At 58.4% G+C, this 24,515-nt stretch carries 26 protein-coding genes, 1 tRNA gene and 1 pseudogene; 10 read left to right on the top strand and 18 right to left on the bottom strand.

The features are described 5' to 3' along the window. Positions 1-8 precede the first annotated feature (8 nt). The 3 genes from ugpE to ACR0KW_RS12315 all read right to left on the bottom strand — a co-directional run bounded on the left by ugpE (position 9) and on the right by ACR0KW_RS12315 (position 3,172). Positions 9-902, bottom strand: coding sequence for a sn-glycerol-3-phosphate ABC transporter permease UgpE (gene ugpE, locus ACR0KW_RS12325; RefSeq protein ID WP_480805249.1), 894 nt, complete (start codon positions 900-902; stop codon positions 9-11). A gap of 11 nt (positions 903-913) precedes the next feature. Continuing rightward, entirely contained in the window at positions 914-1,795 is an 882-nt protein-coding gene (locus ACR0KW_RS12320) for an ABC transporter permease subunit (protein WP_170326211.1), read from the bottom strand. A gap of 72 nt (positions 1,796-1,867) precedes the next feature. After that, positions 1,868-3,172: an extracellular solute-binding protein gene (locus ACR0KW_RS12315; protein WP_170326212.1), complete on the bottom strand. Its 1,305-nt coding sequence runs from the start codon at positions 3,170-3,172 to the stop codon at positions 1,868-1,870. A gap of 234 nt (positions 3,173-3,406) precedes the next feature. Between ACR0KW_RS12315 and ACR0KW_RS12310 the strand changes: the two genes are divergently transcribed. Further along, complete coding sequence (locus tag ACR0KW_RS12310; RefSeq protein ID WP_480805248.1) at positions 3,407-4,420, top strand: LacI family DNA-binding transcriptional regulator; 1,014 nt, start codon at positions 3,407-3,409, stop codon at positions 4,418-4,420. A gap of 18 nt (positions 4,421-4,438) precedes the next feature. Here the strand turns inward: ACR0KW_RS12310 and arsB are convergent, their stop codons facing one another. Genes arsB through ACR0KW_RS12290 form a run of 4 tightly spaced genes read right to left on the bottom strand, consistent with a single transcriptional unit; the run spans position 4,439 to position 8,578 of the window. Further along, the gene (arsB, locus tag ACR0KW_RS12305) at positions 4,439-5,491 is read right to left on the bottom strand and encodes an ACR3 family arsenite efflux transporter (RefSeq protein ID WP_480805247.1); all 1,053 of its coding nucleotides are present in this window, start codon (positions 5,489-5,491) and stop codon (positions 4,439-4,441) included. Further along, complete coding sequence (gene arsJ / locus ACR0KW_RS12300) at positions 5,488-6,753, bottom strand: organoarsenical effux MFS transporter ArsJ (protein ID WP_480805246.1); 1,266 nt, start codon at positions 6,751-6,753, stop codon at positions 5,488-5,490. Before arsJ ends, arsB begins: the two co-directional genes overlap by 4 nt. Then, positions 6,750-7,748: an ArsJ-associated glyceraldehyde-3-phosphate dehydrogenase gene (locus ACR0KW_RS12295; RefSeq protein WP_480805245.1), complete on the bottom strand. Its 999-nt coding sequence runs from the start codon at positions 7,746-7,748 to the stop codon at positions 6,750-6,752. The genes arsJ and ACR0KW_RS12295 overlap by 4 nt, the downstream gene beginning before the upstream one ends. Then, complete coding sequence (locus ACR0KW_RS12290) at positions 7,745-8,578, bottom strand: arsenate reductase/protein-tyrosine-phosphatase family protein (RefSeq protein WP_480805244.1); 834 nt, start codon at positions 8,576-8,578, stop codon at positions 7,745-7,747. Before ACR0KW_RS12290 ends, ACR0KW_RS12295 begins: the two co-directional genes overlap by 4 nt. Before the next feature lie 213 nt (positions 8,579-8,791). Between ACR0KW_RS12290 and ACR0KW_RS12285 the strand changes: the two genes are divergently transcribed. Next, positions 8,792-8,867: transfer RNA gene (locus ACR0KW_RS12285), tRNA-Thr, on the top strand. 121 nt (positions 8,868-8,988) lie between these two features. Here the strand turns inward: ACR0KW_RS12285 and ACR0KW_RS12280 are convergent. Next, positions 8,989-9,605 (bottom strand): annotated as a pseudogene (locus ACR0KW_RS12280) (imm11 family protein). 346 nt (positions 9,606-9,951) lie between these two features. Here ACR0KW_RS12280 and ACR0KW_RS12275 point away from each other — a divergent pair. Next, the gene (locus ACR0KW_RS12275) at positions 9,952-10,488 is read left to right on the top strand and encodes an SMI1/KNR4 family protein (RefSeq protein WP_480805243.1); all 537 of its coding nucleotides are present in this window, start codon (positions 9,952-9,954) and stop codon (positions 10,486-10,488) included. Between the two features lie 512 nt (positions 10,489-11,000). Here the strand turns inward: ACR0KW_RS12275 and ACR0KW_RS12270 are convergent. Further along, the gene (locus ACR0KW_RS12270; RefSeq protein WP_480805365.1) at positions 11,001-11,189 is read right to left on the bottom strand and encodes a GNAT family N-acetyltransferase; all 189 of its coding nucleotides are present in this window, start codon (positions 11,187-11,189) and stop codon (positions 11,001-11,003) included. 88 nt (positions 11,190-11,277) lie between these two features. Here ACR0KW_RS12270 and ACR0KW_RS12265 point away from each other — a divergent pair, with 88 nt between their 5' ends. Beyond that, a complete protein-coding gene (locus ACR0KW_RS12265) occupies positions 11,278-11,490 on the top strand; it encodes a hypothetical protein (RefSeq protein WP_480805242.1) in 213 nt (70 codons plus the stop codon). A gap of 35 nt (positions 11,491-11,525) precedes the next feature. Here ACR0KW_RS12265 and ACR0KW_RS12260 read toward each other — a convergent pair whose 3' ends face one another. Further along, positions 11,526-12,047, bottom strand: coding sequence for a hypothetical protein (locus ACR0KW_RS12260; RefSeq protein ID WP_480805241.1), 522 nt, complete (start codon positions 12,045-12,047; stop codon positions 11,526-11,528). Between the two features lie 270 nt (positions 12,048-12,317). On the opposite strand from ACR0KW_RS12260, the gene ACR0KW_RS12255 reads away from it, so the two are divergent. Further along, positions 12,318-12,587 (top strand): hypothetical protein, encoded by a 270-nt coding sequence (locus ACR0KW_RS12255; protein WP_480805240.1) that lies wholly within the window; start codon positions 12,318-12,320, stop codon positions 12,585-12,587. Positions 12,588-12,937: 350 nt separating this feature from the next. Here ACR0KW_RS12255 and dxs read toward each other — a convergent pair whose 3' ends face one another. The 6 genes from dxs to ACR0KW_RS12225 form a co-directional block, all read right to left on the bottom strand. Beyond that, complete coding sequence (dxs, locus tag ACR0KW_RS12250; RefSeq protein ID WP_480805239.1) at positions 12,938-14,866, bottom strand: 1-deoxy-D-xylulose-5-phosphate synthase; 1,929 nt, start codon at positions 14,864-14,866, stop codon at positions 12,938-12,940. Between the two features lie 16 nt (positions 14,867-14,882). Further along, complete coding sequence (locus ACR0KW_RS12245; RefSeq protein WP_480805238.1) at positions 14,883-15,749, bottom strand: polyprenyl synthetase family protein; 867 nt, start codon at positions 15,747-15,749, stop codon at positions 14,883-14,885. Beyond that, a complete protein-coding gene (locus ACR0KW_RS12240) occupies positions 15,750-15,992 on the bottom strand; it encodes an exodeoxyribonuclease VII small subunit (RefSeq protein WP_058272726.1) in 243 nt (80 codons plus the stop codon). Beyond that, complete coding sequence (locus ACR0KW_RS12235; protein ID WP_480805237.1) at positions 15,989-16,915, bottom strand: histone deacetylase family protein; 927 nt, start codon at positions 16,913-16,915, stop codon at positions 15,989-15,991. The genes ACR0KW_RS12240 and ACR0KW_RS12235 overlap by 4 nt, the downstream gene beginning before the upstream one ends. A 68-nt stretch (positions 16,916-16,983) precedes the next feature. Further along, the gene (locus tag ACR0KW_RS12230; protein WP_480805236.1) at positions 16,984-17,685 is read right to left on the bottom strand and encodes a response regulator; all 702 of its coding nucleotides are present in this window, start codon (positions 17,683-17,685) and stop codon (positions 16,984-16,986) included. After that, a complete protein-coding gene (locus tag ACR0KW_RS12225) occupies positions 17,682-18,194 on the bottom strand; it encodes a MarR family winged helix-turn-helix transcriptional regulator (RefSeq protein ID WP_480805235.1) in 513 nt (170 codons plus the stop codon). The genes ACR0KW_RS12230 and ACR0KW_RS12225 overlap by 4 nt, the downstream gene beginning before the upstream one ends. A 159-nt stretch (positions 18,195-18,353) precedes the next feature. On the opposite strand from ACR0KW_RS12225, the gene ACR0KW_RS12220 reads away from it, so the two are divergent. The 5 genes from ACR0KW_RS12220 to ACR0KW_RS12200 all read left to right on the top strand — a co-directional run bounded on the left by ACR0KW_RS12220 (position 18,354) and on the right by ACR0KW_RS12200 (position 22,863). Next, positions 18,354-19,220 (top strand): branched-chain amino acid aminotransferase, encoded by an 867-nt coding sequence (locus ACR0KW_RS12220; RefSeq protein WP_480805234.1) that lies wholly within the window; start codon positions 18,354-18,356, stop codon positions 19,218-19,220. Between the two features lie 126 nt (positions 19,221-19,346). Beyond that, positions 19,347-20,297: an AraC family transcriptional regulator gene (locus ACR0KW_RS12215; RefSeq protein WP_480805233.1), complete on the top strand. Its 951-nt coding sequence runs from the start codon at positions 19,347-19,349 to the stop codon at positions 20,295-20,297. A 109-nt stretch (positions 20,298-20,406) separates the two neighbouring features. After that, complete coding sequence (locus tag ACR0KW_RS12210) at positions 20,407-20,772, top strand: SPW repeat domain-containing protein (RefSeq protein WP_480805232.1); 366 nt, start codon at positions 20,407-20,409, stop codon at positions 20,770-20,772. Positions 20,773-20,905: 133 nt separating this feature from the next. Next, complete coding sequence (locus ACR0KW_RS12205; RefSeq protein ID WP_480805231.1) at positions 20,906-22,474, top strand: alkaline phosphatase D family protein; 1,569 nt, start codon at positions 20,906-20,908, stop codon at positions 22,472-22,474. Between the two features lie 194 nt (positions 22,475-22,668). Then, entirely contained in the window at positions 22,669-22,863 is a 195-nt protein-coding gene (locus ACR0KW_RS12200; RefSeq protein ID WP_170326227.1) for a hypothetical protein, read from the top strand. Positions 22,864-22,897: 34 nt separating this feature from the next. Here the strand turns inward: ACR0KW_RS12200 and cobO are convergent, their stop codons facing one another. Together cobO and ACR0KW_RS12190 are read right to left on the bottom strand one after the other, a co-directional pair. Beyond that, complete coding sequence (gene cobO / locus ACR0KW_RS12195) at positions 22,898-23,497, bottom strand: cob(I)yrinic acid a,c-diamide adenosyltransferase (protein WP_170326228.1); 600 nt, start codon at positions 23,495-23,497, stop codon at positions 22,898-22,900. A 57-nt stretch (positions 23,498-23,554) separates the two neighbouring features. Further along, positions 23,555-24,490 carry a DMT family transporter gene (locus tag ACR0KW_RS12190; protein ID WP_480805230.1) on the bottom strand — a complete coding sequence of 312 codons (936 nt, stop codon included), beginning with the start codon at positions 24,488-24,490 and terminating at the stop codon, positions 23,555-23,557. Between the last annotated feature and the right edge of the window lie 25 nt (positions 24,491-24,515).

Raw genomic sequence — 24,515 nt, 5'->3', positions numbered from 1 at the left:
CGTATTCCTTATTTATCGGATTCTGTGAGGCCCTTGACGAACCAGTTCTGGAAAAAGATGACGATGGCCACGGGTGGGATCATCGCCACGATGGCCAGCGCCAAGGCCTGCCCGTGTTCGGGGATCTGACTGTCGGTATAGGACAGCACGATCTGCTTGATGCCCCGGACCAACGTAAAGAAACTTTCGTCGGTGGTGATCAGGGTCGGCCACAGATACTGGTTCCAGCCAAAGACGAACATGATGATGAAGATCGCCGCGATCATCGTCCGGCTAAGCGGGACGAGGATGTCGATGAAGAACTTCCACGGGCCGGCGCCGTCGATGCGGGCGGCCTCGGCCAGTTCCTCAGGTACGGACATGAAGAATTGGCGGAAGAAGAAGGTCCCCGTTGCCGAAGCGATCAGTGGCACGATCAGGCCGGTATAGGTGTTGGTAAGGCCCAGCTTCTGGATCGCCTCGTAGGACGGCAGGATGCGCACCTCAAGCGGCAGCAGCAGGGTGGTGAAGATCATCCAGAAGGCCAGCGTGGCAAAACGCAGGCGGAAATAGACAATCGCATAGGCGGCCATCATCGAAATAATGATCTTGCCCACCGCAAAGCCGATGCCCAGAATGAACGAGTTCATCAGCATCAGCGTGCCATCGACGGTCTGGGTAAAGCCGCCCTTTTCAAGCATGGCGGCGTGGAAGTTTTTGCCCAGATCGTCGCCGATCGTCAGTTGCAGCCCTTCGCGGTGAATCGTCACCGCATCATGGCTGGCCGTGGTCAGCGCCAGCAGCGGCGGCAGGATCATCAGCAGCGAACCGAGGATCAAGACGACGTGATCTCCGACCGTTTCCCAGCGAATACGGCGCGGGCGGCGGGTTTCGGCGGGTGTTACAAGCGTTGTGTCAGCCATGATGTGCCCCCTCAGGTATAGTGGATCCGGCGTTCAACCAGCCGGAACTGAAAGACGGTCAGGATCAGAACCAGAACCATCAGGATAACGGACTGTGCTGACGATCCGCCCAGGTCGTTGCCGCGGAACCCGTCCAGATAGACCTTGTAGACCAGCGTCATCGGGTTGTTGCCGGGCTCACCCTTCATCAGCGCGTCGATGATGCCGAAAGTGTCGAACAGCGCGTAGGTGATGTTGATGATCAGCAGAAAGAACGCGGTCGGCGCCAGCAGCGGGAAGGTGACCTGCCAGAACCGCCCGGTGGCCGAGCGGTTGTCGATCATAGCCGCCTCGCGCACGGAACGCGGGATGGATTGCAGGCCCGACAGGAAAAAGATGAAATTGACCGGGATTTGCTTCCAGACCGACACGATGATCATCGCGGTCGCGGTGGCGTTGTAATCGACGCCCAATTTGAAATCCCAGCCGAACATCTGGAAAAACTTGGTCATCGGGCCGGTGCTTTGGTCAAAGAACAGGATGCCAAGGAAGCCCGCGACCGGCGGCGCAATGGCATAGACCCACATCAGCAAAGTCCGATAGGTCTTGGCTCCACGCAGCACCTTGTCGGCCTTCACCGCCAGCAGCAGCGCGATGGCCAGCGAGAAAAAGGTGACGAGGATGGAAAAGACAACCGTGAACCACGCGATGCGCTTGTACTGATCGTTGCCCATCAACGAGGTGTAATTGTCCGCCCCGACAAAGGTTGAGCCGAACCCGAACGGGTCCTGCAGAAAGAAGGATGATTGCAGCGCCCAGCCCGCAGGCCAGTAGAAGAAGATGCCGATAATCATCAATTGTGGCAGCAGCAGCGCCACAGGTAGCCAGATATTGTCGAAGCCCGCGCGTTTCATGACCCGTCCGTAAGAATGAGAAGGGATGGCCGCGCCGTGATGACGCGACCATCCTGGGGGTGATCCCGGGGTTTAACCCTGGGTCTTGGCGAAGCGGGCCAGCAGTTCGTTGGCTTCTGCTTCGATGTTTTCAAAGGCGGTATTCACGTCGGTTTCACCGGTCAGGATACGGCCATATTCGCGGTTCATGATGTCGCGGATCTGGACGTAGAAGCCCATGCGGTAACCCTTGGTGTTCTCACCGGCCTTGGCCTGCAGCTGATTCACGCCCACGGCCGCTGCGGGGAAGCGGTCATAGTGGCCGTCGGTCTTGGCGAGCTCATAGGCGGCCTCGGTGATCGGCACGTAACCGGTTTCCTGGTGCCAGAAATACTGGGTTTCAGGCGAAGTGAGGAAGCGGAAGAACTCGGCGGTTGCCTTGTTTTCCTCGTCCGACTTGCCCGACATGGCGAACAGGGCGGCGCCACCGATGAAGGTCTGCGTCGGCTCGGGGGTCACGGCTTCCCAATAGGGCAGTTCCACTGCGCTGAACTCAAACGGCAGGTCTTTTTGCAGCAGGCCGCCGAACGAACCCGACGAGCCCAGCCACATGGCAACCTTGCCTTCTTCGAACGGCTTGGCGTTGTCGCCCCAGCCGGTGCCGTACCATTCGAACAGACCGTTGTCTTTCCACTCGGTGACGGCGGTGAAGTGCGCCTTGATGGCGTCGTTGTTGACCAGGATCTGGGTGTCGGTGCCGTCATAGCCGTTGTTGTTGGTCGCAAACGGCAGGTCGTGACGCGACATGAAGTTCTCGGTGAAAATCCAGGGCAGGTGCGACTGGCTGAGCGCGATATAGCCTGCGTCTTTCAGCGCCGGAGCGGTGGTCGACTGGAACTCTTCCCAGGTTTTCGGCGGGGTGACGCCTGCAGCTTCCAGTGCGTCGACGTTGTAATACAGGATTGGCGTCGACGAGTTGAACGGCATCCCGATCATCTTGCCGTCGCTGTCGGCGTAGAAATAGCGAACGCCGGCGATGTAGTCGTTGATGTCGAAGTTGACACCGTTGTCGGCCAGCAGGTCTTGGACCGGAACAGTCGCACCCTTTGCCGCGATCACGGTGGCGGCACCGGCGTCAAACACCTGCATGACGTTTGGCTGCTCGCCCGCGCGGAAGGCGGCGATACCGGCGGTCAGCGTTTCTTCGTAGCTGCCCTTGTAGATCGGAGTGATCTTGTATTCGTCCTGCGACGCGTTGAACTTCTCGGCAATCTTGTTGACGGTTTCGCCCAACTGCCCGCCATGGGCGTGCCACCACGTGATTTCGGTTTCTGCAAAGGCCGCGGTCGCGGTGAACGCGAGGGCTGCGGCAGTTGCGCAGAACTTCAGGTTGGTCATTTCGATCCTCCGGTTCGATACCGGCCCCTTGCAGCAAAGAGACCGGTGGCAATGGTTGCCAGGTTGTTGCGCAGGCTCTCCTGCAGCGTTGTTCAAACGTGCAGTCCTCCGACCTGCTTTGCGAGCCGTGTCTGGATTCTGCACACGTGCTCACATAATGTTAACGTATGACAGTTCGATGAAAGATTTCTAGCAATATTGACAAATTTATCAAAAAAAGAGGACTGAATTGGTGTGACAGACGACAGCAGCAAACCTGCCGAAAGGCCTCGCCGCGTGACGGCGCAAGCCGTTGCCGATGCGGCCGGAGTGTCGCGTTCCGCGGTTTCACGCGCTTTTACGCCTGGCGCTTATCTTGATGCAAACAAAAGAAAAAAGATCCAGAAGATGGCCGCGCGCATGGGCTATCAGCCCAACGCTCTGGCGGCGGGGCTAAAGGGTGGTCGGTCGCATCTGGTGGCGGTTTTTGTCGGCAACATGCGCAACACCTATGATTCCGAATTCGTGAACCGTCTGGTGGGTCAGCTGAACGCTTTGAACAAGTGGCCGATTCTCATTGATGGCGGTGATGACCACGCCGAAGCGGCCATTGATCAGGTGATGCGGTACCCGCTGGATGCCCTGATTCTGCGCGGCGGCAGTATGCCTGGCGCATTGGTCGAACAGTGCAGCAAATTCGGAGTACCGATGATTTCATCCGGCCGGATCGTGGATGCGCCGGGGGTGGATAACGTGTGCTGCCGGAATGCCGAGGGTATGCAGATCGCCACGCAGGCGCTTATTGATCGGGGGCGCAGGCGCTTCGGCTTCATTGCCGGAGCAGAGTGTTTTGCCTCATCCGCCGATCGCCGGGCGGGTTTGATGGAGGCTCTGGATCAGGCCGGGCTGCCGCTTGTTGCCGAAGAGGCGGGCGAGTTTACCGTCGAGGCCGGCTATGAGGCGTCGATGAACCTGTTGCAGGGCAATGGTCTGGATGCGCTGGTCTGTGCCAATGATGCCAGTGCTATCGGAGCGCTGACCGCGGCGCGCGAGCTGGGTCTGGATGTGCCGGGGGCCCTGTCGATTGTGGGCTTTGATGATATCGAAATGGCCGGATGGCCGATTTTCAACCTCAGCACCGTGAGCAACCCCATCGACGCGGCGGTCGAGCACGTGATCCACTTGCTGGAACGCCGGTTGTCCGAGCCTGCCAGAACCAGTGAAACCCTTTTGATCGATCCCCAATTCGTGCCGCGCGGGACGCACTGAACGCCCGCGTTGCACGTGTCAGGGCCGCAGTTTCTCGGCGCCGCGTACTTCGATCCCGACCGGTTCGGGAAAGCGGGCGCGGGTGCGGTTGGCAAACGCCACGAGTGACAGCATCACCGGCACCTCGACCAGAACGCCCACCACAGTGGCCAGGGCCGCGCCCGAGTTCAGGCCGAACAGGCTGATGGCGACAGCGACGGCCAGCTCAAAGAAGTTCGACGTACCGATCATGGCGCAGGGTGCAGCGATGCGGTGCGGCACTTTCAACGCATAGGCTGCGCCGTAGGCCAGAGCGAAGATGCCGTAGCTCTGAATCAGGATTGGCACCGCGATCAGGACAATCACCAGCGGTTTGGCCAGAATGGTCTGACCCTGCAGGCCAAACAGGATAACCACCGTTGTGATCAGGCCCAGCACCGACCACGGTTTCACTCGGGCGGAAAAGGCGTCGATGGCGTCTTGTGAGCCCAGCTTGCGGCGTGTGATCAGCCCCGCGATCAGCGGCAGCACCACGTAAAGAACCGTCGCCAACACCAGCGTTTGCCACGGAACCGAGATATCGGTGACGCCTAGCAAAAACGCCACGATCGGGGCAAATGCCACGACCATGATCAGATCGTTTACCGAGACCTGCACCAGTGTATAGGTCGGATCGCCTTTGGTCAGTTGCGACCACACGAATACCATCGCGGTGCACGGCGCTGCGCCCAGCAGGATCAGGCCGGCCGTGTATTGCGCGGCGTCCTCGGGCTGAATCCACGGCGCAAAGACATAGTCGAAGAACAAAACCGCCAGCAGTGCCATGGTGAAGGGCTTGATCAGCCAGTTGACCACCAGCGTCACGATCAACCCTTTGGGCTGGCGCGCCACGCCCGCAACGGCGCCAAAATCGACGCCCACCATCATCGGATAGACCATGGCCCAGATCAGCACGGCCACCACCAGATTGACGCTGGCCACCTCAGCCGAGGCGATCAGCTCGACCAGCCCCGGCGCGGCCAGACCAATCAGAATACCCGCAATAATGGCAAGGGTGACCCAGACGGTCAGATAGCGTTCGAAAATGCTCATGAGTAAGCCTCAGTAGTTTGATCGGTCAGCTTGCCTGACGTCAGTGCCGCAAGTGCCACCATCACGGCGGCGGTGCCCAGAACCAGAGGCAGCCCACCGATCTGATAGGTCAGGCCCGACAACACGGTGCCCACCAGGCGACCCGTTGCGTTGGCCATGTAGTAGAACCCCACATCCATCGTCACCCTTTCGGACTTGGTGAAGGCCAGGATCAGGTAGGAATGCAGCGACGAATTGACCGCAAAGATCGCCCCGAACACCAGCAGGCCCAGAACCAGCGTGACGGTCAGCCATGTCTGCGGCCCCGAGGATACCAATACCGCAACCGTCAGTGCCGCCGGAACGCAGAACAGGGCGGTGGCCCAACTGCGGGCGGCATGGATCAGGTCGCCTTCGCTGCGCTCGGACGCGCGCAGGATCTTGGGTGCGCTGGCCTGAACGGCACCGTAGAGGATGACCCAGACGGCCATGAAGGTGCCGATCATGAAGAACGCCGCGCGGTTGCCCTCCTCGGTGCCGTCGGACAGCACCGCATAGAAATAGATCGGGATGCCCACCACAAACCACACGTCGCGCGCGCCGAACAGGAATACTCGCGCCGCCGACAGCCAGTTCACGTTTGAGGATTTCGAGAAAACCTCGGAGAATTTTGCGCCCTTGCGCCCTTTGGGCAGGCCGGGTGGCATGAACAGGATGACGGCAACCAGAATAACCGCGAGCACAATCGCCATGGCCAGCGTGGCCCACACAAAGCCCAGAGTTGCCAGCAAAGCGGCCCCCAGCAGGAAGCCCAAGCCTTTGACGGCATTCTTCGAGCCAGTCAGAACAGCAACCCAGCGGAACAGCCCGCCGCCCTCGGTCGGCGCCAGCAGTTTCACCGCGGATTTTGAGGACATCTTGGCCAAATCCTTGGCCACGCCGCTGGCCCCCTGCACGATCATCACAAAGGCAACTTTGGCCGGAATCGCCCAGTTAGGGTCTAGTTGCGTGAGAACAAGAAGTGCCCCCACCTGCAACGCCAGCCCTGCATACAGCGTCGAGGTCAGCCCGAACCGCGCCGCGATCCAGCCCGCCGCAAGGTTGGTCCCCATCCCGGCGATTTCATAAAGAACAAACAGATACGCCAACTGGACCGGCGAGAACCCCATCGTATGAAAGTGCAGCAGCACCAGCATCCGCAGGGCCCCGTCGGTCAGCATAAAGGCCCAATAGGCCGCCGTGACCGCAATATAGGCCGACAGTCCTTCGGGCCGGGATGTCACAGCGAGGCTCCAACCTTCAGCGCGACATCGACCAGACGATGGGCATAACCCATCTCGTTGTCGTACCACGCATAGATTTTCACCTGCGTCCCGTTCACCACCATGGTCGAGGGCGCATCGACGATCGAAGACCGTTCGTCATTGGTGTAATCGGTCGAGACCAGCGGGCGCGTTTCATAGCCCAGAATGCCTTTCAACTCGCCCTCGGCTGCGGCTTTGAAGAAAGCGTTGACCTCTTCAGCAGTGGTTTCGCGTTCCACCTCGAACACGCAGTCGGTCAGCGAGGCATTCAGCAGCGGTACGCGGACTGCGTGGCCGTTCAGACGGCCTTTCAATTCGGGATAGATCAGCGTGATCGCCGTGGCCGAGCCGGTGGTGGTCGGGATCAGCGAGTTCAGTGCCGAACGCGCGCGGCGCAGGTCCTTGGCGGGACGGTCCACGATGGTTTGCGTGTTGGTCACGTCATGGATCGTGGTCATCGAGCCGTGGCGGATGCCAAGGTTCTCATGGATCACCTTGACCACCGGGGCCAGACAGTTGGTGGTGCAGGACGCCGCCGTCACGATGTGATGCGTGGCCGGATCATAGGTGCCTTCGTTGACGCCCATGACGATATTGGCGGTGGGGCCGTCCTTGACCGGAGCCGAGACAACAACCTTTTTCACGCCAGCTGCGAAATAGGGGGCCAGCTTGGCCTCGGTCTTGAAGACACCGGTGCAGTCGATCACCACGTCCACACCATCCAGAGGCAGATCGTTCAGATTCTTGGTGCCGATAAAGGGTAGGCGGGTGCCGTTTATGGTGACGTTTTCCGCGTCGTGGGAAAACTCCGCGTCCCAACGACCATGTACCGTGTCGAATTCCAGCAGATGCGCGTGCATCTCTGGATCGCCTGCCCCATCGTTGATCCAGGCGATCTTGGCGCCCTTTTCCAGCAACGGCTTCAGGGCCAGTTTTCCCATCCGGCCCAGGCCGTTTACAGCGTAAGTCGTCATTTCGTGTCCTCAAGTGACGTCCTGCCGATGTCATCGACAGCAGTTTGCAAGGCGATCCGGTCAAGGCTTTCAACCGGCAGCGAGGTAAACGCCTCGATCCGACGCTTCAGCGCGCCATAGGCGTTCTGGAAAGCCAGGCTTTTCTCGGCATCGGTGCCGGTGGCCTTGACCGGATCCACCATACCCCAATGGCCGCTGATCGGCTGGCCTTCCCAGGCCGGGCATTCCTCGTTGGCGGCCTGGTTGCAGACGGTAAAGACAAAATCCATCTCGGGCGCGCCAACTGCGGCGAACTCGGACATGTGCTTGGAGCGCAGGACCGAAGTATCATGCCCTTTGTCCTTCAACACCTGCACGGCGAAAGGGTTAAGCGCCGATGTCGGCTGGGTTCCGGCAGAATAGACGTTGAACCGGTCGTTACCCAGTTCGCGCAGCAGCGACTCGGCAAAGATCGAGCGGGCAGAGTTGCCCACGCACAGAAACAGTACATTGAACTTGCGGTCCGTCATGGTGTCATTTCCTTGGCTGAAAGGCATGCAGATATCAGGGCGGCCACGGCAACAATCGAGGACCAGAAAATCCAGCATGTGCTGCACGTTCTTCATATCGACCGAATAGAGCAGAGACGTTCCCGACCGTTCCTGCGTCACCAACCCCGAGCGTTGCAGCGCATTCAGATAGTTCGACAGGGTGCTGGCCTTGATATCCAGCTCCGCCGCCAGCTCACCGGCGGGCACAGTGTCAGGAAAGCGTCGCATCAACATGCGAAACACCGAGATGCGCTGCGGGTGGCCGAGGATGGCGAGTTGGTCGGTAATCTGTTCTGTCATATTTCATGAAATATAGAAATTACGACTGCGCAGCAATCCGTGAATCGCGTCGTTACAAAAAATTCACAGTCAAACACGCGGGTGCGATGCTTCGGGACAGAAGATCAGGTGCGTGGGAGTGCGACTCCGAGATACGTCACGGAACCGATAGGCGAAATCACAAACATCGAGGCTTGCGCGCGCAACCCCGACCGTTTAAACGGTCCTTCGCTTGCCTCAATAGCTCAGCTGGTAGAGCAGGTCCTTCGTAAGGACAAGGTCGGGGGTTCGAGTCCCTCTTGAGGCACCACGTTTCCACGTAAGTTGCTGATAGCGTTTTGCTTTCTGGTTTTGTCTATCTGTATCCCCTGATTCATCCCCCGTTTTTTCGGTGATGCTGAGTCGATTTCTGGCGCAACTCAATACAGCTATCAACGCTCGTCTGCGTGCCAGAAATGGTAGCCCTTAATCTTTTGGGCTTTAAACTCTGCGTGCATTTCGTCCGACATTAGGAGTGGCAATTTCAAGTACCTTTCTTCCCGCCAAAAATGGTGCCCCTTCGTGACCTCCTTGTGCAAAACAAAGTTTTGTGTCGATGGAGGGCACAACTCCATTCGGTCAGTCGATTTAATTCCTGAATATTGCCAAGCCATCTCAACGCTCGATTCCTGGTCGTTGACTGTATCAAGCCGCTTAGAAACATTCACAAAAAATAGTCCGCCTCAGGTTTTGAACTATCCTTGTAAAAGGCTTCGATAGGCAGGATTTGATGAACACCAGGATCGTACGTTTCAAGGATTTGACGGACTCTGTCTGTGATGACACGAACACCGTTCCTAGCAGAGAAAATATCTGGGAGGTTCGCCCTCTGTTTTTTGAACAGCGCTTTTTCCGGTGCCTCACCAGCCTCAAGGCGGCGTTTACCGTTTGGAAAGACATCCAGAACATCCTTCTGAATTCCTCCCGCGTCATACCTTTCTTGCCAACGGGGTAAGTCGAAACCCTTTAGATAACGACCCGTTGCAGGGTAGTAACAGACATATGCCATTTTGGATCTCTTACAGTGTATTTCGTTAACTCGTCATGCGACGAAAACAAACTCTGCATTCATCTACTCAGCCCGGCACCCATTAGAAACCAGCGAAAAACCCCGATCCTATCCGTCATTGCGGAAAGCAGGGGTGTCACGATTCGTTACTCCCACCACACACAACGCGGCCACCATTGCCGTTATTTCCCGTTAAAAACCGGTGACTGTATCACCGCTTTCAGTGAAACAACCGGCAGGATACACACGCGCCAATGTCTGCTTGGCGGGCAAAGCAGACCTTCGACAATTGAGCCTGTGCCGGTATTGAAAATGCGAACGTTATTCTGCCGCATAAGGATTCGGTTTGACGAAGGTCTTTGGTGATTTCGATTTAGGTAATTTTTGGTCGGGCGGTGAATACGAGCGGGAAAAATTCATTGGTGCGCCGTTGAGTCCTGAACTCGTTGCGTCTGTAGAGCGTGATCTGGGATACGAACTCCCCGCGAGCTACATCGAACTTATGGGGTTTCAGAATGGCGGAACACCCAACTACACTTGCCATGAAACAACCGAAGAAACATCTTGGGCACATGATCATGTCGCAATAACGGGAATTTCTGCGATTGATCGGAAACCAATTTACTCTCTATGTGGAGAGTTGGGCAGCCAATTCATGATGAAGGAATGGGGCTACCCACCGATAGGCATCTATTTTGCCGACTGCCCCTCGGGTGGCCATGACATGCTTTGTCTCAACTACAGAACTCTTGGAGAAAGTGGCGAACCAACAGTTGTCCACGTTGACCAAGAACTAGATTACAAGATCACGTTTGTCGCAACCAATTTTGAAACTTTCATACGCGGCCTAAGGCACGAAGATACGTTTCCGTTCGATGACTGAAGTGCCCGCCAATCCGGTAACTTTGGGCTCACAGCAGACAATCGAGAGTCAACAATAAGGAGGATCTTGGCATTTTTGTCGGCGGAGCTGTTATGCTGTGATGGGGGCGGTTTGGGAAAGCACGTAGCTTAGCAACAAGGAGGAGCGATATGGAACATCAATTGATGATAGGCGATACGTTTCCGCACCCAACCCACTCTCGCCACCAGAGATGCCATGTCCGGGGTTTTGTGGACGGTTTACTTGTGGTGAGGTGGTGGCGCCTGTCCCGGCAGTATTGGCAGTACGAAGTCTTCGACCCGGACGACCTCCAATTGATCAGCACAAAAGAAAGCTAACCGCTGAAATGGCCGATTCAGCCATTTTTAGAAAAACAGAGCGCATAAAAAGGAGGCGACGACTGCTATGCGGATAAAGCGGACAAACGGGTTTCTATTCGAATGACTCTTGGTCTGGCCGCTTCAATCAACCTCACTAAATTACCTCGTAACGTTGCCGGTCCTAAACCACTTTCAGTACAGCTCTTTTTCCATCAAAAGCCACTTATTGGTATTCGTTTCCCATCCCTTCCGAACCACAGGTTCAGTTGCAGTTTTGGTGTAGCCGTGTCTCTCGTAAAAATTTCTCGCAGAATGATTGCTGTCTATGTCTACCAAGCTGATTCCCGATTTTCCGGCGTCCCTTCCCAGCTCTTCGGCGATATTCCTGAGGCTGGAACAAAACCCGCGACCTGAGTGCTCTGGATAGGTCGCGATTGGGGAGTTTAGATATTCACGTCCAGGAAGAAGTATGACGAATACTCAAGCAGCCATCGTCACCGAAGAAGTGAAGTTCGTGACCGGCACTCAAGCAATCAAGTCGGCCCGCTGGCCCTTCGGGCGCAACAAATTTTGCGGGATGGTCAAGGTGAATCTCATCACGCCCCACTTCGCCTATGAAGGTGCTCGCCCGGTGTATTCCGTTGAGGAAATCGACACCCTTTTTCGGCCTGCTAGTGTGTGAACCAGGCTTGGAGCCCTCAAATTGGCAGCTCTATATCACTGGCTAACCCAAACCTTGTCAGGGATTTCAAATCTTGACGGTTGAGAGGTGAAGATATCTTGCCACTTCACCCCCTTGCGGCAATTGACTTTTGAACCGGTAACCAAGTTGATATCGGCAGGGGCGGCCACGGCACCTAGTAGGCCGAAATTTGACCTTTTCCTCTCGGCAATAACTTTCGGTTCATTCACAAGCCAAGTTGCACCGGTGAGGTTTGCCCTGACCACTGTGCTTCCTGAAATGAGTTTGGATTTACGCAAGAATTCCTTATCCGGAACGTTGCCCAGGTATCCTACACAGGCGTATGCCTTATCCTTCACCCTTATTACTTTGTGAAACGCGACAACCTGATGCCAGTTTTTTCCCAGTTGTTTAACCTGAGCACCATGTACCGTGACTTGGAATGTCGTATCGATAACCACATAAACGTTCGCCGCAGCGCTGCTATTTGCAAAAGCGTAAAGTAACAAACCTGCCAGCCCGGCCTTAGTAACGCTAAATCTCGTTTTGTTTTTCATTCCGCAAACCAATTTTCGAGAAACATAAGGCATTCAAATAATTTTAGGATCCCGACTTCAATGGTCGCAGTGTAACCCAAGTCACTGACCTCCTTAACGGAACTGCGTAATCTGAGTGCAGTTGCCGAGTTGGCGCATACGGTGTTTTTGAGAGCGCTGTTTTTTCACTATCCTCCCTGTGGACTGGGCGCGCCGGAAACTAGCGCGCCCTTTTTATGACGTGTTTAGTCCATCAAGTAAGTAGCGTGCGCGGTGATGCAGTGCGGCTACATGTCAAGCATCAAGCGCCAGAACGAAAGCCGCGCGCAGTTCATGATACCTTGGTCTGGGCAAATACATGCCACCAGCGCAGCAAGTTTCCGCAACGTAAACATGCTTCGACTATGCATCTCTCAAAGTTTGTTCTACTCCGAGGAAACCATTTTGATGGGGGTCAAAATGAAGCTGAACGCATTGGAAATTTTCTGCATCTTACTTGCCAGCGCAGTGGCAGTCGCCGGGTTTGTCGCGGCTGCAAACGCTGTGATGTCTGCCATCTGAATACTTCGAACGTAAAGACCCTGATGGCGTTCTGGCTTCCCGCGTGACGCCTTCGGCACGGGATACTGCTCGCGGCACGGTGCGCGCATCAACGCCTGTGGAATTGTAGGTGTCGGACGCGAAGCCCTTATTGCCTCGCCCCTCAAAACTCCGACAATTTGTCGTGGTTTCCCTGTTTTTTTTCTGCGGTATCAAGACGCATCTTGCGGCATCAGGGCGAAGGAGCCGTGTAAGCACGTTGTTTTTATAGGGATAATTTTATGGTCCTGACGCATCAAGAGGCATGGAGGGGGTCCTGTTCATTGCCCTCTTGAGGCACGACGTTTTCCAAGTGCTCAGGTCGTTGACGCTCAGGCGCGTTTTTCGCCGATGGTTGTCACACCCAGAACCGACAGCACCTTGGCCTCGATCTGTTCGGCATTCATACCCGCGACGGCGTACATGTCCGCCGGGCTGGCCTGATCGATGAAGGTATCCGGCAGCACCATCGAGCGGTACTTCAATCCGTGATCGAATACGCCCTCGTCCGCCAGCAGTTGCGCCACATGGCTGCCGAACCCGCCAACCGCGCCTTCTTCGATGGTGATCAGGGCCTCGTGGTTTGTGGCGAGGTCCAGAATCAGATCACGATCCAGCGGTTTGGCAAAACGGGCATCGGCGATGGTGGGGGTTATTCCCCGGGCCGAGAGCGCTTCGGCGGCTTTCTGAACCTCGGCAAGACGGGTGCCAAAAGACAACAGCGCCACACGTGCGCCTTTCTGGATCATGCGGCCTTTGCCGATTTCCAGCACCTCACCGCGTTCGGGCAGGTCGACGCCAACGCCTTCGCCACGCGGATAGCGGAAGGCGATGGGGCCGTCGTCATGGGCAGCAGCGGTGGCGACCATATGCACCAGTTCGGCCTCATCCGCGGCGGCCATCACGACCATGCCGGGCAGGTTGGCCAGATAGGCGATGTCAAACGACCCCGCATGGGTGGCGCCGTCGGCGCCCACAAGGCCCGCGCGGTCGATGGCAAAGCGTACCGGCAGACGCTGAATGGCGACGTCATGCACGACCTGATCGTAGCCGCGTTGCAGGAAGGTGGAATACATCGCGCAGAACGGCTTCATTCCACCGGCCGCCAGTGCTGCGGCAAAGGTCACGCCGTGCTGTTCGGCAATCGCCACGTCGAAACAACGCGAGGGGTAGCGTTCCGCAAACAGGCTCAGCCCGGTGCCATCCGGCATCGCAGCCGTCACGGCCACGATCTTGTCATCACGCCCGGCCTCTTCCACCAGCGTTTTACCAAAGACCGAGGTATAGGACGGCGCGTTGGATGGGGCCTTGTGCTGCTTGCCAGTCACCACATCGAACTTGGCCGTCGCATGACCTTTGTCTCGGGCCTGTTCGGCAGGGGCATATCCCTTGCCCTTTTTGGTCAGCACATGGATCAGGATCGGGCCGGTTGCTCGTGTCTTGACCGTCCGCAGAACCGGAAGCAGCTGGTCCATGTCGTGCCCGTCGAGGGGGCCGATATAAGAAAAGCCCAGCTCTTCGAACAGCGTGCCACCCACGGCCATGCCTTTCAGCATTTCCTTGGCGCGTTTCGCACCCTCGCGGAATGGCTCGGGAAGCAGCGAAACCGCGCCTTTGGCGGCGGCTTTCAGATCGTGGAACGGGGCCTCGGTATAGATCCGCGACAGATAGCTGGACAGCGCACCGACGGGTGGTGCGATGCTCATTTCATTGTCATTCAGGATGACGATCAGGCGTTTTCGCAGGTGACCCGCATTGTTCATCGCCTCGAAGGCCATGCCTGCCGACATCGAGCCATCGCCGATCACCGCAATCGCATCGCCCAGCCCCTCGGGTGTCACACCACCCAGATCGCGGGCGACGGCGAAACCCAGCGCGGCACTGATCGAGGTGGAACTATGCGCCGCGCCGAAGGGGTCATAAGGGCTCTCGCTGCGCTTGGTGAAGCCGCTCAGCCCGTCTTTCATACGCAGGGTACGGATACGGTCGCGGCGTTCGGTCAGGATTTTATGTGGATAGCACTGGTGTCCCACGTCCCAGATGATCTTGTCGCGGGGTGTGTCAAAGACGGCGTGCAGCGCAGTTGTCAGTTCGACCACACCCAGACCTGCCCCCAGATGCCCGCCGGTGACGGACACGGCCGAGATCGTCTCGGCCCGCAATTCCTGCGCCACCTGATGCAGTTGCGCGTCCGAGAACTGCTTGAGATCCGCAGGGCGGCTCACAAGATCCAGCAGGGGCGTGTTCGGGCGGTCAGACATTTGGCGCGTTCCTGGCTTAGCTGTCCCGGGCAATAACGAAGCGGGCGGCGTCCTTCAAGGTTTCAGCCGTAGCACCGTACCCATCCAATGCGGCGCAGGCCTCGTCGACCAGCTCCGTCGCACGGGCCTTGGCCGCATTCAGACCCAACAGGGATACAAACGTGGCCTTGCCGGCCTCGGCATCTTTTTGCAGGCGTTTGCCGGCCTTTTCGGCATCACCTTCCACATCAAGGATGTCATCCGCGATCTGAAAAGCAAGGCCAAGGGCTTGGGCATATTGGCGCAAGGGTTCCGGATCGGCCAGCGCCAGCCGAGCCCCCGCACAGGCCGCCCATTCGATCAGGGCACCGGTCTTGCCCGCTTGAAGGCGCGTAATTTCGTCCAATGTCAGCGGCGCAGCCGCCGATTCCGCCGCAATATCCAACGCCTGACCCAGCACCATGCCTTGCGCCCCGCTGGCTTTTGCCAGCGTCAGGGCCAGCTCCGCGCGGACCTCGGCGGTGCCGACCTCGGGCCGGGTACACAGTTCAAAAGCCAACGTTTGCAGCGCATCGCCCACCAGAACGGCGGTACCTTCGTCCCATTTTACATGAACGGTCGGGCGCCCGCGCCGCAGGTCGTCGTCGTCCATGCAGGGCAGATCGTCATGCACCAGCGAATAGGCGTGCAGCGCTTCGATCCCAACGGCAGGCCAGATCGCGCGCCCTTCGTCCACGCCATGCAGGCGTGCGCTTTCCAGCACCAGAAACCCGCGCAACCGCTTGCCGCCCTCGGTGGCATAGGCCATCGCCCGGGTTACATCCAGATCGTCCAGCGCACCCAGAACCAGATCGAACTGATCCTGAATCCGCGCCGCATCCTGCGCTAGCTTTTCGCGAAACATTTACTGACCTTCGACAGGCGTCGTCCCGGTCGGCTGACCATTGGCGTCCAGCGTGATTGCGGCCACTTTTTCCTCGGCCCGCTTCAGCTCATCTTCGCAGCGCTTTTTCAACGCCGCCCCGCGCTCGTACAGCGCGATGGACTGGTCCAGCGCCACGTCGCCGCGCTCCAGCTGGCCGACAACGGCCTCAAGCTCCTTCATCGCCTGTTCGAATGTCATCTGATCAACGGGAGTATCGGTCATCGGGCTGCCTTCATCAATTCTTCCACATGGGCGCGGGTGGCCTCGGCCAGTGCGTTCAGATCATACCCGCCTTCCAAAGTCGAGACGATACGTCCTTCGCACAGCTCGTCGGCAAGTTTGCATAGCTCTGCCGTGACCCAGGCGAAATCGCCAGTGGACCAGTTCAGATTGGCCAGCGGATCGTCCTGATGCGCGTCAAACCCGGCTGAGATGATGATCAGTTCCGGCTTGAAAGCGCGCAGGCGCGGGAAGGCTTGCGTTTCATAAGCCCTGCGCATCTCTGCCCCACCTGTCCCGGGGGCCAGAGGGATGTTGAGAATGGTATCATAGGCGCCGGTCTCGTCCGGTCGCCCCGATCCGGGCCATAGCGGCATCTGTTGGCTGGTGATCACCAGCGCGCGCTTTTCATCCCACAGCAGATCCTGCGTGCCATTGCCGTGATGCACATCGAAATCCACCACCGCAACCCGGTTCAACCCGTGATGATCCAGCGCGTGCTTGGCTGCCAGCGCCGCGTTGCCGAACAGGCAGAAGCCCATCGCTGTGTCTGTTTCCGCATGATGACCCGGCGGCCGGATCGCACAGAAGGCGTTCGGGGCTTCTCCGCCCAATACCATATCCACAGCGCGCACCACGGCCCCGGCGGCGCGATAGGCCGCATCGACCGAGCCCGGAGACATGAACGTATCCCCGTCGATCTGGGCAAACCCCTCGTCCGGGCGCGCGCTGCGAATGTCCCGGATGTAGCTTTCCGGATGTATCCGCAACAGATCGTCATCCGCCGCCAACGGTGCCGTTACCCGGTTCAAATCCAGCGATTCCAGTGCGTGCAGAATATGTTCCAGCCGCGCCACCCGTTCCGGATGCCCGTCCGGTGTCACATGCCCAAGGCAATCCGCGTGAGTCAAAAGGGCGGTTTTCATCAGAATCCCCTGTTCATCTGGCCAAAATATCCTTGCCGAAGACATAAAATCGCCGCGCAGCGGCCAATTCAATCCGGCGCCAGCATATAACCGGCGCCGCGCACCGTCTGCAGGTACCGAGGCTGCTTTGGGTCCTGTTCGATTTTGCGACGCAGGCGGGTGATCTGCACGTCCACCGCGCGCTCCTGCGCCTGACCCTTGTCGCGGCCCAGATCCTCAACCAGTTTGGCCCGGCTGATCGGTTCACCCGGCTGGGACGAGAAGATCTTCATCAACTGGCTCTCGGTTGCCGTCAAACGCACAGGCTCTTCGCCCTGCCACATCTCGCCGCGTTCCACGTCATAACGGATCGGCCCAAGGTTCAGAATCTTGGTCGCGGTATCCAGCGCCGGGGTTTCCGGCATCCGCCGCAAGATCGCATTGATCCGAAGCAGCAGCTCTTTCGGTTCAAACGGTTTGGCAAGATAGTCGTCCGCACCCGCTTCAAGCCCGGCGATGCGGTGCTCGGTCTCTCCGCGTGCGGTCAACAGCAGGATCGGAGTGGTATGGGTTTCGCGCAGCGTTCTGGTCAGGCTCACACCATCCTCGCCGGGCATCATCACATCCATCACGATCATGTCGAAATCCAGCCCGGACAACACACGCCGTGCGTGTGCCGCATCACGGGCCGCCGTGACCAGAAAACCGCTCCGCATCAGAAACTTCTTGAGCAGATCACGAATGCGCTCATCGTCGTCAACGATCAGCAGATGGGCGTCCATTTCGCTCATGAGGTGGTATCCCGCAGATTCGTATAGGCATGACGCATATCAGCATCCATCATCGCTTCAAGCACTTTACGAAATCCTGACACGGCCTCGGGGCCTGCGTCCTTATACGCCGCGCGCATCCGCACGCGCTGGGCCTCGGACAGTTTGGCCTCAAGCGCCTTGCCTTTTTCGGTCAGAAACAGATGTCGTTCCCGTTTGTCCACCGTGCCGACGCGGCTTTCGACCAGGCCATCCTCGATCAGCGTCCGCAACACCCGGTTCAGAGACTGTTTCGTCACCCCGAGAATGGCCAGCAGGTTGTTCACCGTCGTCCCCGGCGCGCGGTTGATGAAATGGATCGCCCGGTGATGCGCCCGGCCATAGGCCATCTGCGCCAGAATGCGATCAGGGTCGGCGGTAAAGCCGCGATAAGCGAAAAACATCGCCTCGATCCCTTGCCGAAGCTGTTCGTCGGTCAAAAACAACAGGCTTTCACCGCCAAAGACTTGGGCGGGACGCGTATCCGACATAGTATGCCTCATTCGTTACTCGTGCCGAGTTTATGTCAGCGTTGTTGACATTCCAAGAGTGGACAGGTATCGAATCGCAGTTTCTGCGCAACTTTATGTCCGCATCGGACTTAATTGGCGCAACAATCGGAAAATTCAACCCAAGGCTGGAGGTTTCGCATGGCGGGGTATGATGATCGTGATGGCACCATCTGGTTGGATGGCAAACTTGTGCCCTGGCGCGAGGCCAATGTGCACATCCTGACCCATGCGATGCACTATGCGTCCTCGGTCTTTGAAGGAGAGCGCGCCTATAACGGCAAGATCTTTAAAAGCCGCGAACATTCCGAACGTCTGATTGCCTCGGCCGAGGCGCTGGACATGCCGATGCCCTATTCGGTGGACGAGATCGAGGCCGCCAAGGAAGAGGCGCTGAAGGCCAGCGGCCTGCAGGACGCTTATGTCCGTGCGCTGGTCTGGCGCGGCTCGGGCGAGGATATGGGCGTGGCGTCAGCCAAAAACCCGGTGCGCATGGCCGTGGCCGTCTGGCCTTGGGGTGCCTATTACGGCGACGCCAAGATGCAGGGCGCCAAGCTGGACATCGCGGAATGGAAACGCCCAAGCCCGGAAACCATCCCGGTCCACGCCAAGGCGGCGGGCCTTTACATGATCTGCACCATTTCCAAGCACAAGGCCGAGGCCAAGGGCTGCTCGGACGCGCTGTTTATGGACTGGCGCGGCTACGTGGCCGAAGCGACCGGCGCCAACGTGTTTTTCGTCAAGGATGGTGAGGTGCACACGCCGCTGGCAGATTGCTTCCTGAACGGCATTACCCGCCAGACCGTAATCCAGATGCTGAAAGACAAGGGCATTACCGTCCACGAACGCCGCATCAAGCCTGAGGAAATGGCCGATTTCGAACAGTGCTGGCTGACTGGCACCGCCGCCGAGGTTACTCCGGTCGGGCAGATCGGTGAATATACCTTCGAGGTCGGAGACCTGACCCGCGAGATCGCTGCCGAGTATGAGGCGCTGGTCCGCGCCTGATCCGAGCGACACATGATTTATGGAACCCCCGCCATTGGCGGGGGTTTTTCTTTGCCTGCCGTTCAAGACTTTGTGCAGATCGTCCCGTTGGCTGGACGAACGCGCAACCGGGTGTAGGTTAACCCCATGTTGGACCTGCTCAGCGATATCCTCACCCGCCTGTCCCTGCGTGGGACATTCTACTTTCGAACCTCTTTCACGCCGCCGTTTGGTATTCAGGTGCCCGCCTATCAGAACGTCGCCCGGTTTCATTTCGTGCAGCGGGGTGAGCTGAAGGTTTCAGTCTCTAACACAGGCGAAACGCTGCGTCTGAAGCAGGGCGACCTGATCCTGATTCCGCATGGCTCGGCCCATGCGTTGCTGTGCAACGAGGTCAAACCGATGGACGCGCTGCCGCTTGAGCAGGTGCTGGAGGATGCCGGATACCAAGGCGATGGCGTGTTGATTTATGGGGGCGAGGATAAAAGCCGCGACACGCAGCTGATCTGCGGCCATTTCTCGTTCACCGGTCCACCGGGGCGACAGGGCACCGGGCACATGCTGATTGACCGGCTGCCGCCCTATATCCTGATCGAAAACTACGGCGAAGAGGCCGGGGCCTGGATCGAAGCCACTCTACGCATGATCGGGTCCGAGGTCAGCGGCGCCCGGATCGGCGGCGATCTGATCGCGTTGAAACTGTCCGAGGTGTTGTTTGCGCAAGCCATTCGTGCCCATCTGGAGCATCAAAGCCCAAGCGAATCCGCGTTGGCCGGGTTCGCCGATCCCCGCATCTCACGCGCACTGACCGCGTTCCATCAGGCCCCCGCGCAGGAGTGGAGCGTTGAAACGCTGGCGCGCGAGGCCGGTATGTCACGCACCGCCTTCGCACAGCTCTTTGCTGAGAAGATGGGAACTACACCAATGCAATACCTGACCGACTGGCGGATGCAGATCGCCTGTCACGGATTGACCGAGGCGCGCTGGAACGTGGCGGATGCGGCGGCCGAGGTCGGCTATGCCTCCGAGGCTGCGTTTTCCCGGGTATTCAAAAAGCAGATCGGCCTGTCCCCGGCGGCCTATCGGTCGATGCACTGATCCGACTTCTTTCTGTACGATCTGCACAGTTTCACGAACGATCCGGAGTTAAACGTCCGAATGCCCTTTCCTAGTTTGAGGTCATGCCAAGCAAGGAAAGGATAATTCAATGTCTGTTCGTTTCGTTACCCGTACCGTCCACGCCTATCTGGACTACCCGGTCGCCTTTGCACTGATGGGGCTGCCCTTTGTTCTGGGGCTGGGGCAATCCAATCCGATGGCCCTGTGGCTGTCTGTTGCAACTGGTGTTGCGGCCTTTGTGCTGACCGTGCTGACCGATCACCACCTCGGCATCTGGCGGGTGCTGCCCTACAAGTTCCATCTGGCCGTTGATCTGCTGGTCGGTGTCGTGTTTCTGGCCGCGCCCAGCCTTTTTGGGTTCTCGGGGCTGGATGCGATATACTACTGGCTGAACGGCGCGGCGGTGGTCGCCGTCATCTCGCTCAGCACGCCGGAACAGGGTGTGATCGCCTGAGCAAGTAAATCACAGGTGTCACAACATCATCGTGATACTTTCAAGAATCTGAGCCGCTTGTTTTACAAACAGGCGGCTCACTGCCGCTCACCAATCGTGTGGCCCACAAGGGTCGCCAGACAGGAGAGCTCCCATGACCCGAATCCTTCGCCCGAACCGCCGCGCCTTTCTGGCTGGCAGCACTGCCTTTGCCGCGTCGCTGTCCATGCCCGCGATCAGCCGCGCCGCGTCCCGTCCGGTGTTCTCGCATGGTGTGCAGTCGGGCGATGTGGACATGAGCTCGGGCATGATCTGGACCCGCACGGACCGCCCCGCACGGGTGATGATGGAGGTCTCGACCACCGAGAGCTTCGCCGACGCCCGCAAGCTGACCCTGATGGATGCGATCCCGAACAGCGATTTCGCGGTGAAACGGCTGGTCGAGGGGCTGCCCTCGGACCAGGATATCTTCTACCGGTTTGTGGCTGCTGATCTGAGCGACATCAATGTCGTATCAGAGCCTATTATTGGCCAATTCCGCACTGCACCGTCCGAGCGTCGCAACATTCGCTTTGCGTGGTCGGGTGATACGGCAGGGCAGGGCTGGGGTATCGACGACGAAGGGATGCGCACTTATGCGACCATGACGCAGCACCGACCGGATTTCTTCATCCATTCCGGCGACACGGTTTATGCCGATGGTCCGATGCAGGATGAGGTCGAGAAAGACGGTCAGCTGATCTGGAAAAACACCACGCTAATCGACGAGAAACGCAAGGTGGCCGAAACGCTGGACGAATTCCGCGCACAGTGGAAATACAACATGATGGACGCGCATGTGCGCGCGATGAACGCCGTCTGCCCGACCTTCTTCCAGTGGGACGACCACGAGGTGGTCAACAACTGGTCGGATGCCAAGGACCTGATCTCGGACGACCGCTATACCGAGAAATCGGTGCATGTTCTGCAATCCCGCGCGGGCCGTGCCTTTCACGAGATGACACCGCTGCGGATCACGCCGGCCGAGCCGGGGCGTGTGTATCGCAAGATCTCTTATGGTCCGATGCTGGACGTTTTCTTTCTGGATCTGCGTACCTATCGCGGGCCGAACGGCGCGTCGATGGAGGATGAAATCACCGACAAGTCGCGCATTCTGGGCGCTGAGCAACTGGCCTGGCTGAAACGCGAACTGGCCGCTTCGGAGGCGACATGGAAGGTGATCGCCTCGGATATGCCGATCGGTCTGATCGTTTGGGACAACTGGAAGGAACAGGCCGGGGCGGAGGCGATTTCGAACGGAGACAGCGGCCCCGCCAAAGGGCGTGAGTTGGAAATCGCCGATCTGCTGCGCTTCATCAAGACCGAAGGGGTAGCCAACACGGTCTGGTTCACGGCGGATGTGCACTATACGGCTGCGCACTATTATGACCCTAACAAGGCGCAATTCCAGGATTTTGAGCCGTTCTGGGAATTCGTGTCCGGCCCGCTGCACGCCGGAACCTTTGGTCCGAACGTGCTGGACGGCACTTTTGGACCAGAGGTGAAATTTGTCAAAGCGCCGACCAAGGAGCAGGGCGCCAACCTGCCCCCCAGCGCAGGCCTGCAGTTCTTTGGCCTGGTCGATATCGACGGGGCGACTCAGCAAATGACCGTGCGCCTGATGGATCGCGCCGATACCGAATTGTGGTCGGTCACACTGGACCCGCAGCCGCAGGGGATCTGATCGCCTGCCAGATCGCGCCCCGAAGAATATTGGGGCGCGATTTTGCCCTTGAAAATTCCGACTAAAATAGTCAGATAACGCATAACGCCAGATGCAAGGGCATCCGGCACAGGGTTTCGAGGCGGTTTGCGGGCTTAGCGCATGAAACGGTGAGAGCTTGCCGCCGCCTCGGAAACGACTGATCGGGGTAAGACATGGGCGATCCGCTGGACGAAATCATGGCACGGCACGAGGCAGCCACAGCTTGCGGCTGTTGCTGTGACGATGACTTTTGCGCCTATGTCGACAAGACACCCAAAGCAGAACGCGACTTGCCTGAAACCTTGCCGGCCAGCGCCGCAAGTCGTCGTGGCTCGGTCCGGTTTCTCAATGAGAATCCGATGGGGTAACAGCCCCGGGGTGGGGCTGTACAAGCTCTAAACCTTAAAAATCCACGCCGCGCTGGGCTTTGATACCAGCTTGGAACGGGTGCTTTTCTTCGGTCATTTCGGTAACCAGATCGGCATAGTCACGCAGCGCTTGCGGCGCATCGCGGCCGGTCAGGAACACGCTGGTCTTGTCGGACCGTTCGTTCAAACCGTCGATCACCTGATCCACCGACAGGTATTCATAGCGCAGGGCGATGTTGATCTCGTCCAGTACCACCAGATCATAGTCACCGCTGGCCATCAGGGCGCGAGCCTTGTCAAAGGCGGCGTTGGCGGCGGCGATGTCACGCTCCTTGTCCTGTGTGTCCCAGGTGAAGCCTTCACCCATCGTGTGCCAGGTCACCAGATCGCGTTCCTCGAAAAAACGCCGCTCGCCGGTTTTCCACTTGCCTTTGATAAACTGCACCACGGCGACCTTCTGGCCCCAACCAAGCGCCCGGATCACCACGCCAAACGCGGCCGAGGATTTGCCCTTGCCCTTGCCGGTGTTGATCAGAACCAGCCCGCGCTCCGGGTCGACGGCCTCAGAGACCTTTTTGCGGTGCTGGGCCTGCACCTTCTGCATCTTTTCCTTGTGATCTTGTGCGTCGCTCATGAGCGGAACCTTTCTTGATTTGCGCCCAACCTAAGCGAAGTTTGCCAAAGGTAAAGATCAGGCCTTTGGGTCCGGGGCCGATTTGTCCTTGCCCCGATCCACGCCCAGTTGGCGTTCGCGCAGGATAACCAGCACATTGCCAGCAATGACCAGCGCCGCGCCGCCCAGCATGACAAGTGTCGGCCACTCGTCGAACCACACATAACCGATGATAATGGCAAACAGCATGGTCGTGTAATCGTATGGGGCCAGCATCGAGGCCTGTCCAAAGCGATAGGACGAGGTCACCAGAATTTGCGCCACACCGCCGATCAGCCCCACACAAGCAAGTATTAGAGCCTGTTCCCACGTCGGCATCGTCCAACCCCAAAAGGCTGTCAGAGACGACAACAGCGTGGCGGTCAGCGAGAAATAGAACACCACCGCAGCAGGGTGATCGACCTGCACCAGTTGCCGGATGTGGATCTGCACAAAGGCCCGCGCCATGGTCGCCGCCAGCACGCAGAGCGCGCCGATGGTCGCGGCAGTATCCATATTGTTGCCGCCCAGCCGGGGCCAGATCATGATCAGCACCCCCAGAAGGCCGATGGCAACAGCGCCAATGCGGATCATGCGAATACGCTCGCCCAGCATGATCGCGGCCAGAATCAGGGTAAAGATCGGGGTGGCATAGCCAATTGCCGTGACCTCGGGCAGGGGCAGCAGGCTGAGGCCGGTAAAGGTCAGGCCCATGGCGCTCGTGCCCAGAACGCCGCGCCAGAAATGCCCCATGGGTTTCTTGACCACCAACCCCTGTGCCAGTTCACCGCGATAGACCAGCCAGCCGATGATCACCGGAACCGCAAAGAGCGAGCGGAAGAACACCATCTCTCCGGGCGGGAAATCGACCGACAAGGCTTTGACCAGCGCCTGCATTGCGGTGAACAGCATCAGCGCGCTGAGTTTCAGCGATACGGCCAGCACAGGTCGATGCGATGTTAAGGGTTTTGCCATCGGCGCGACCCTGCGCTTTTGGCTG

The organism is Ruegeria sp. CG11 (assembly GCF_056537245.1).
The sequence above is the reverse complement of the archived record's forward strand: the minus strand, read 5'-3'. Positions and strand labels throughout refer to the sequence as shown.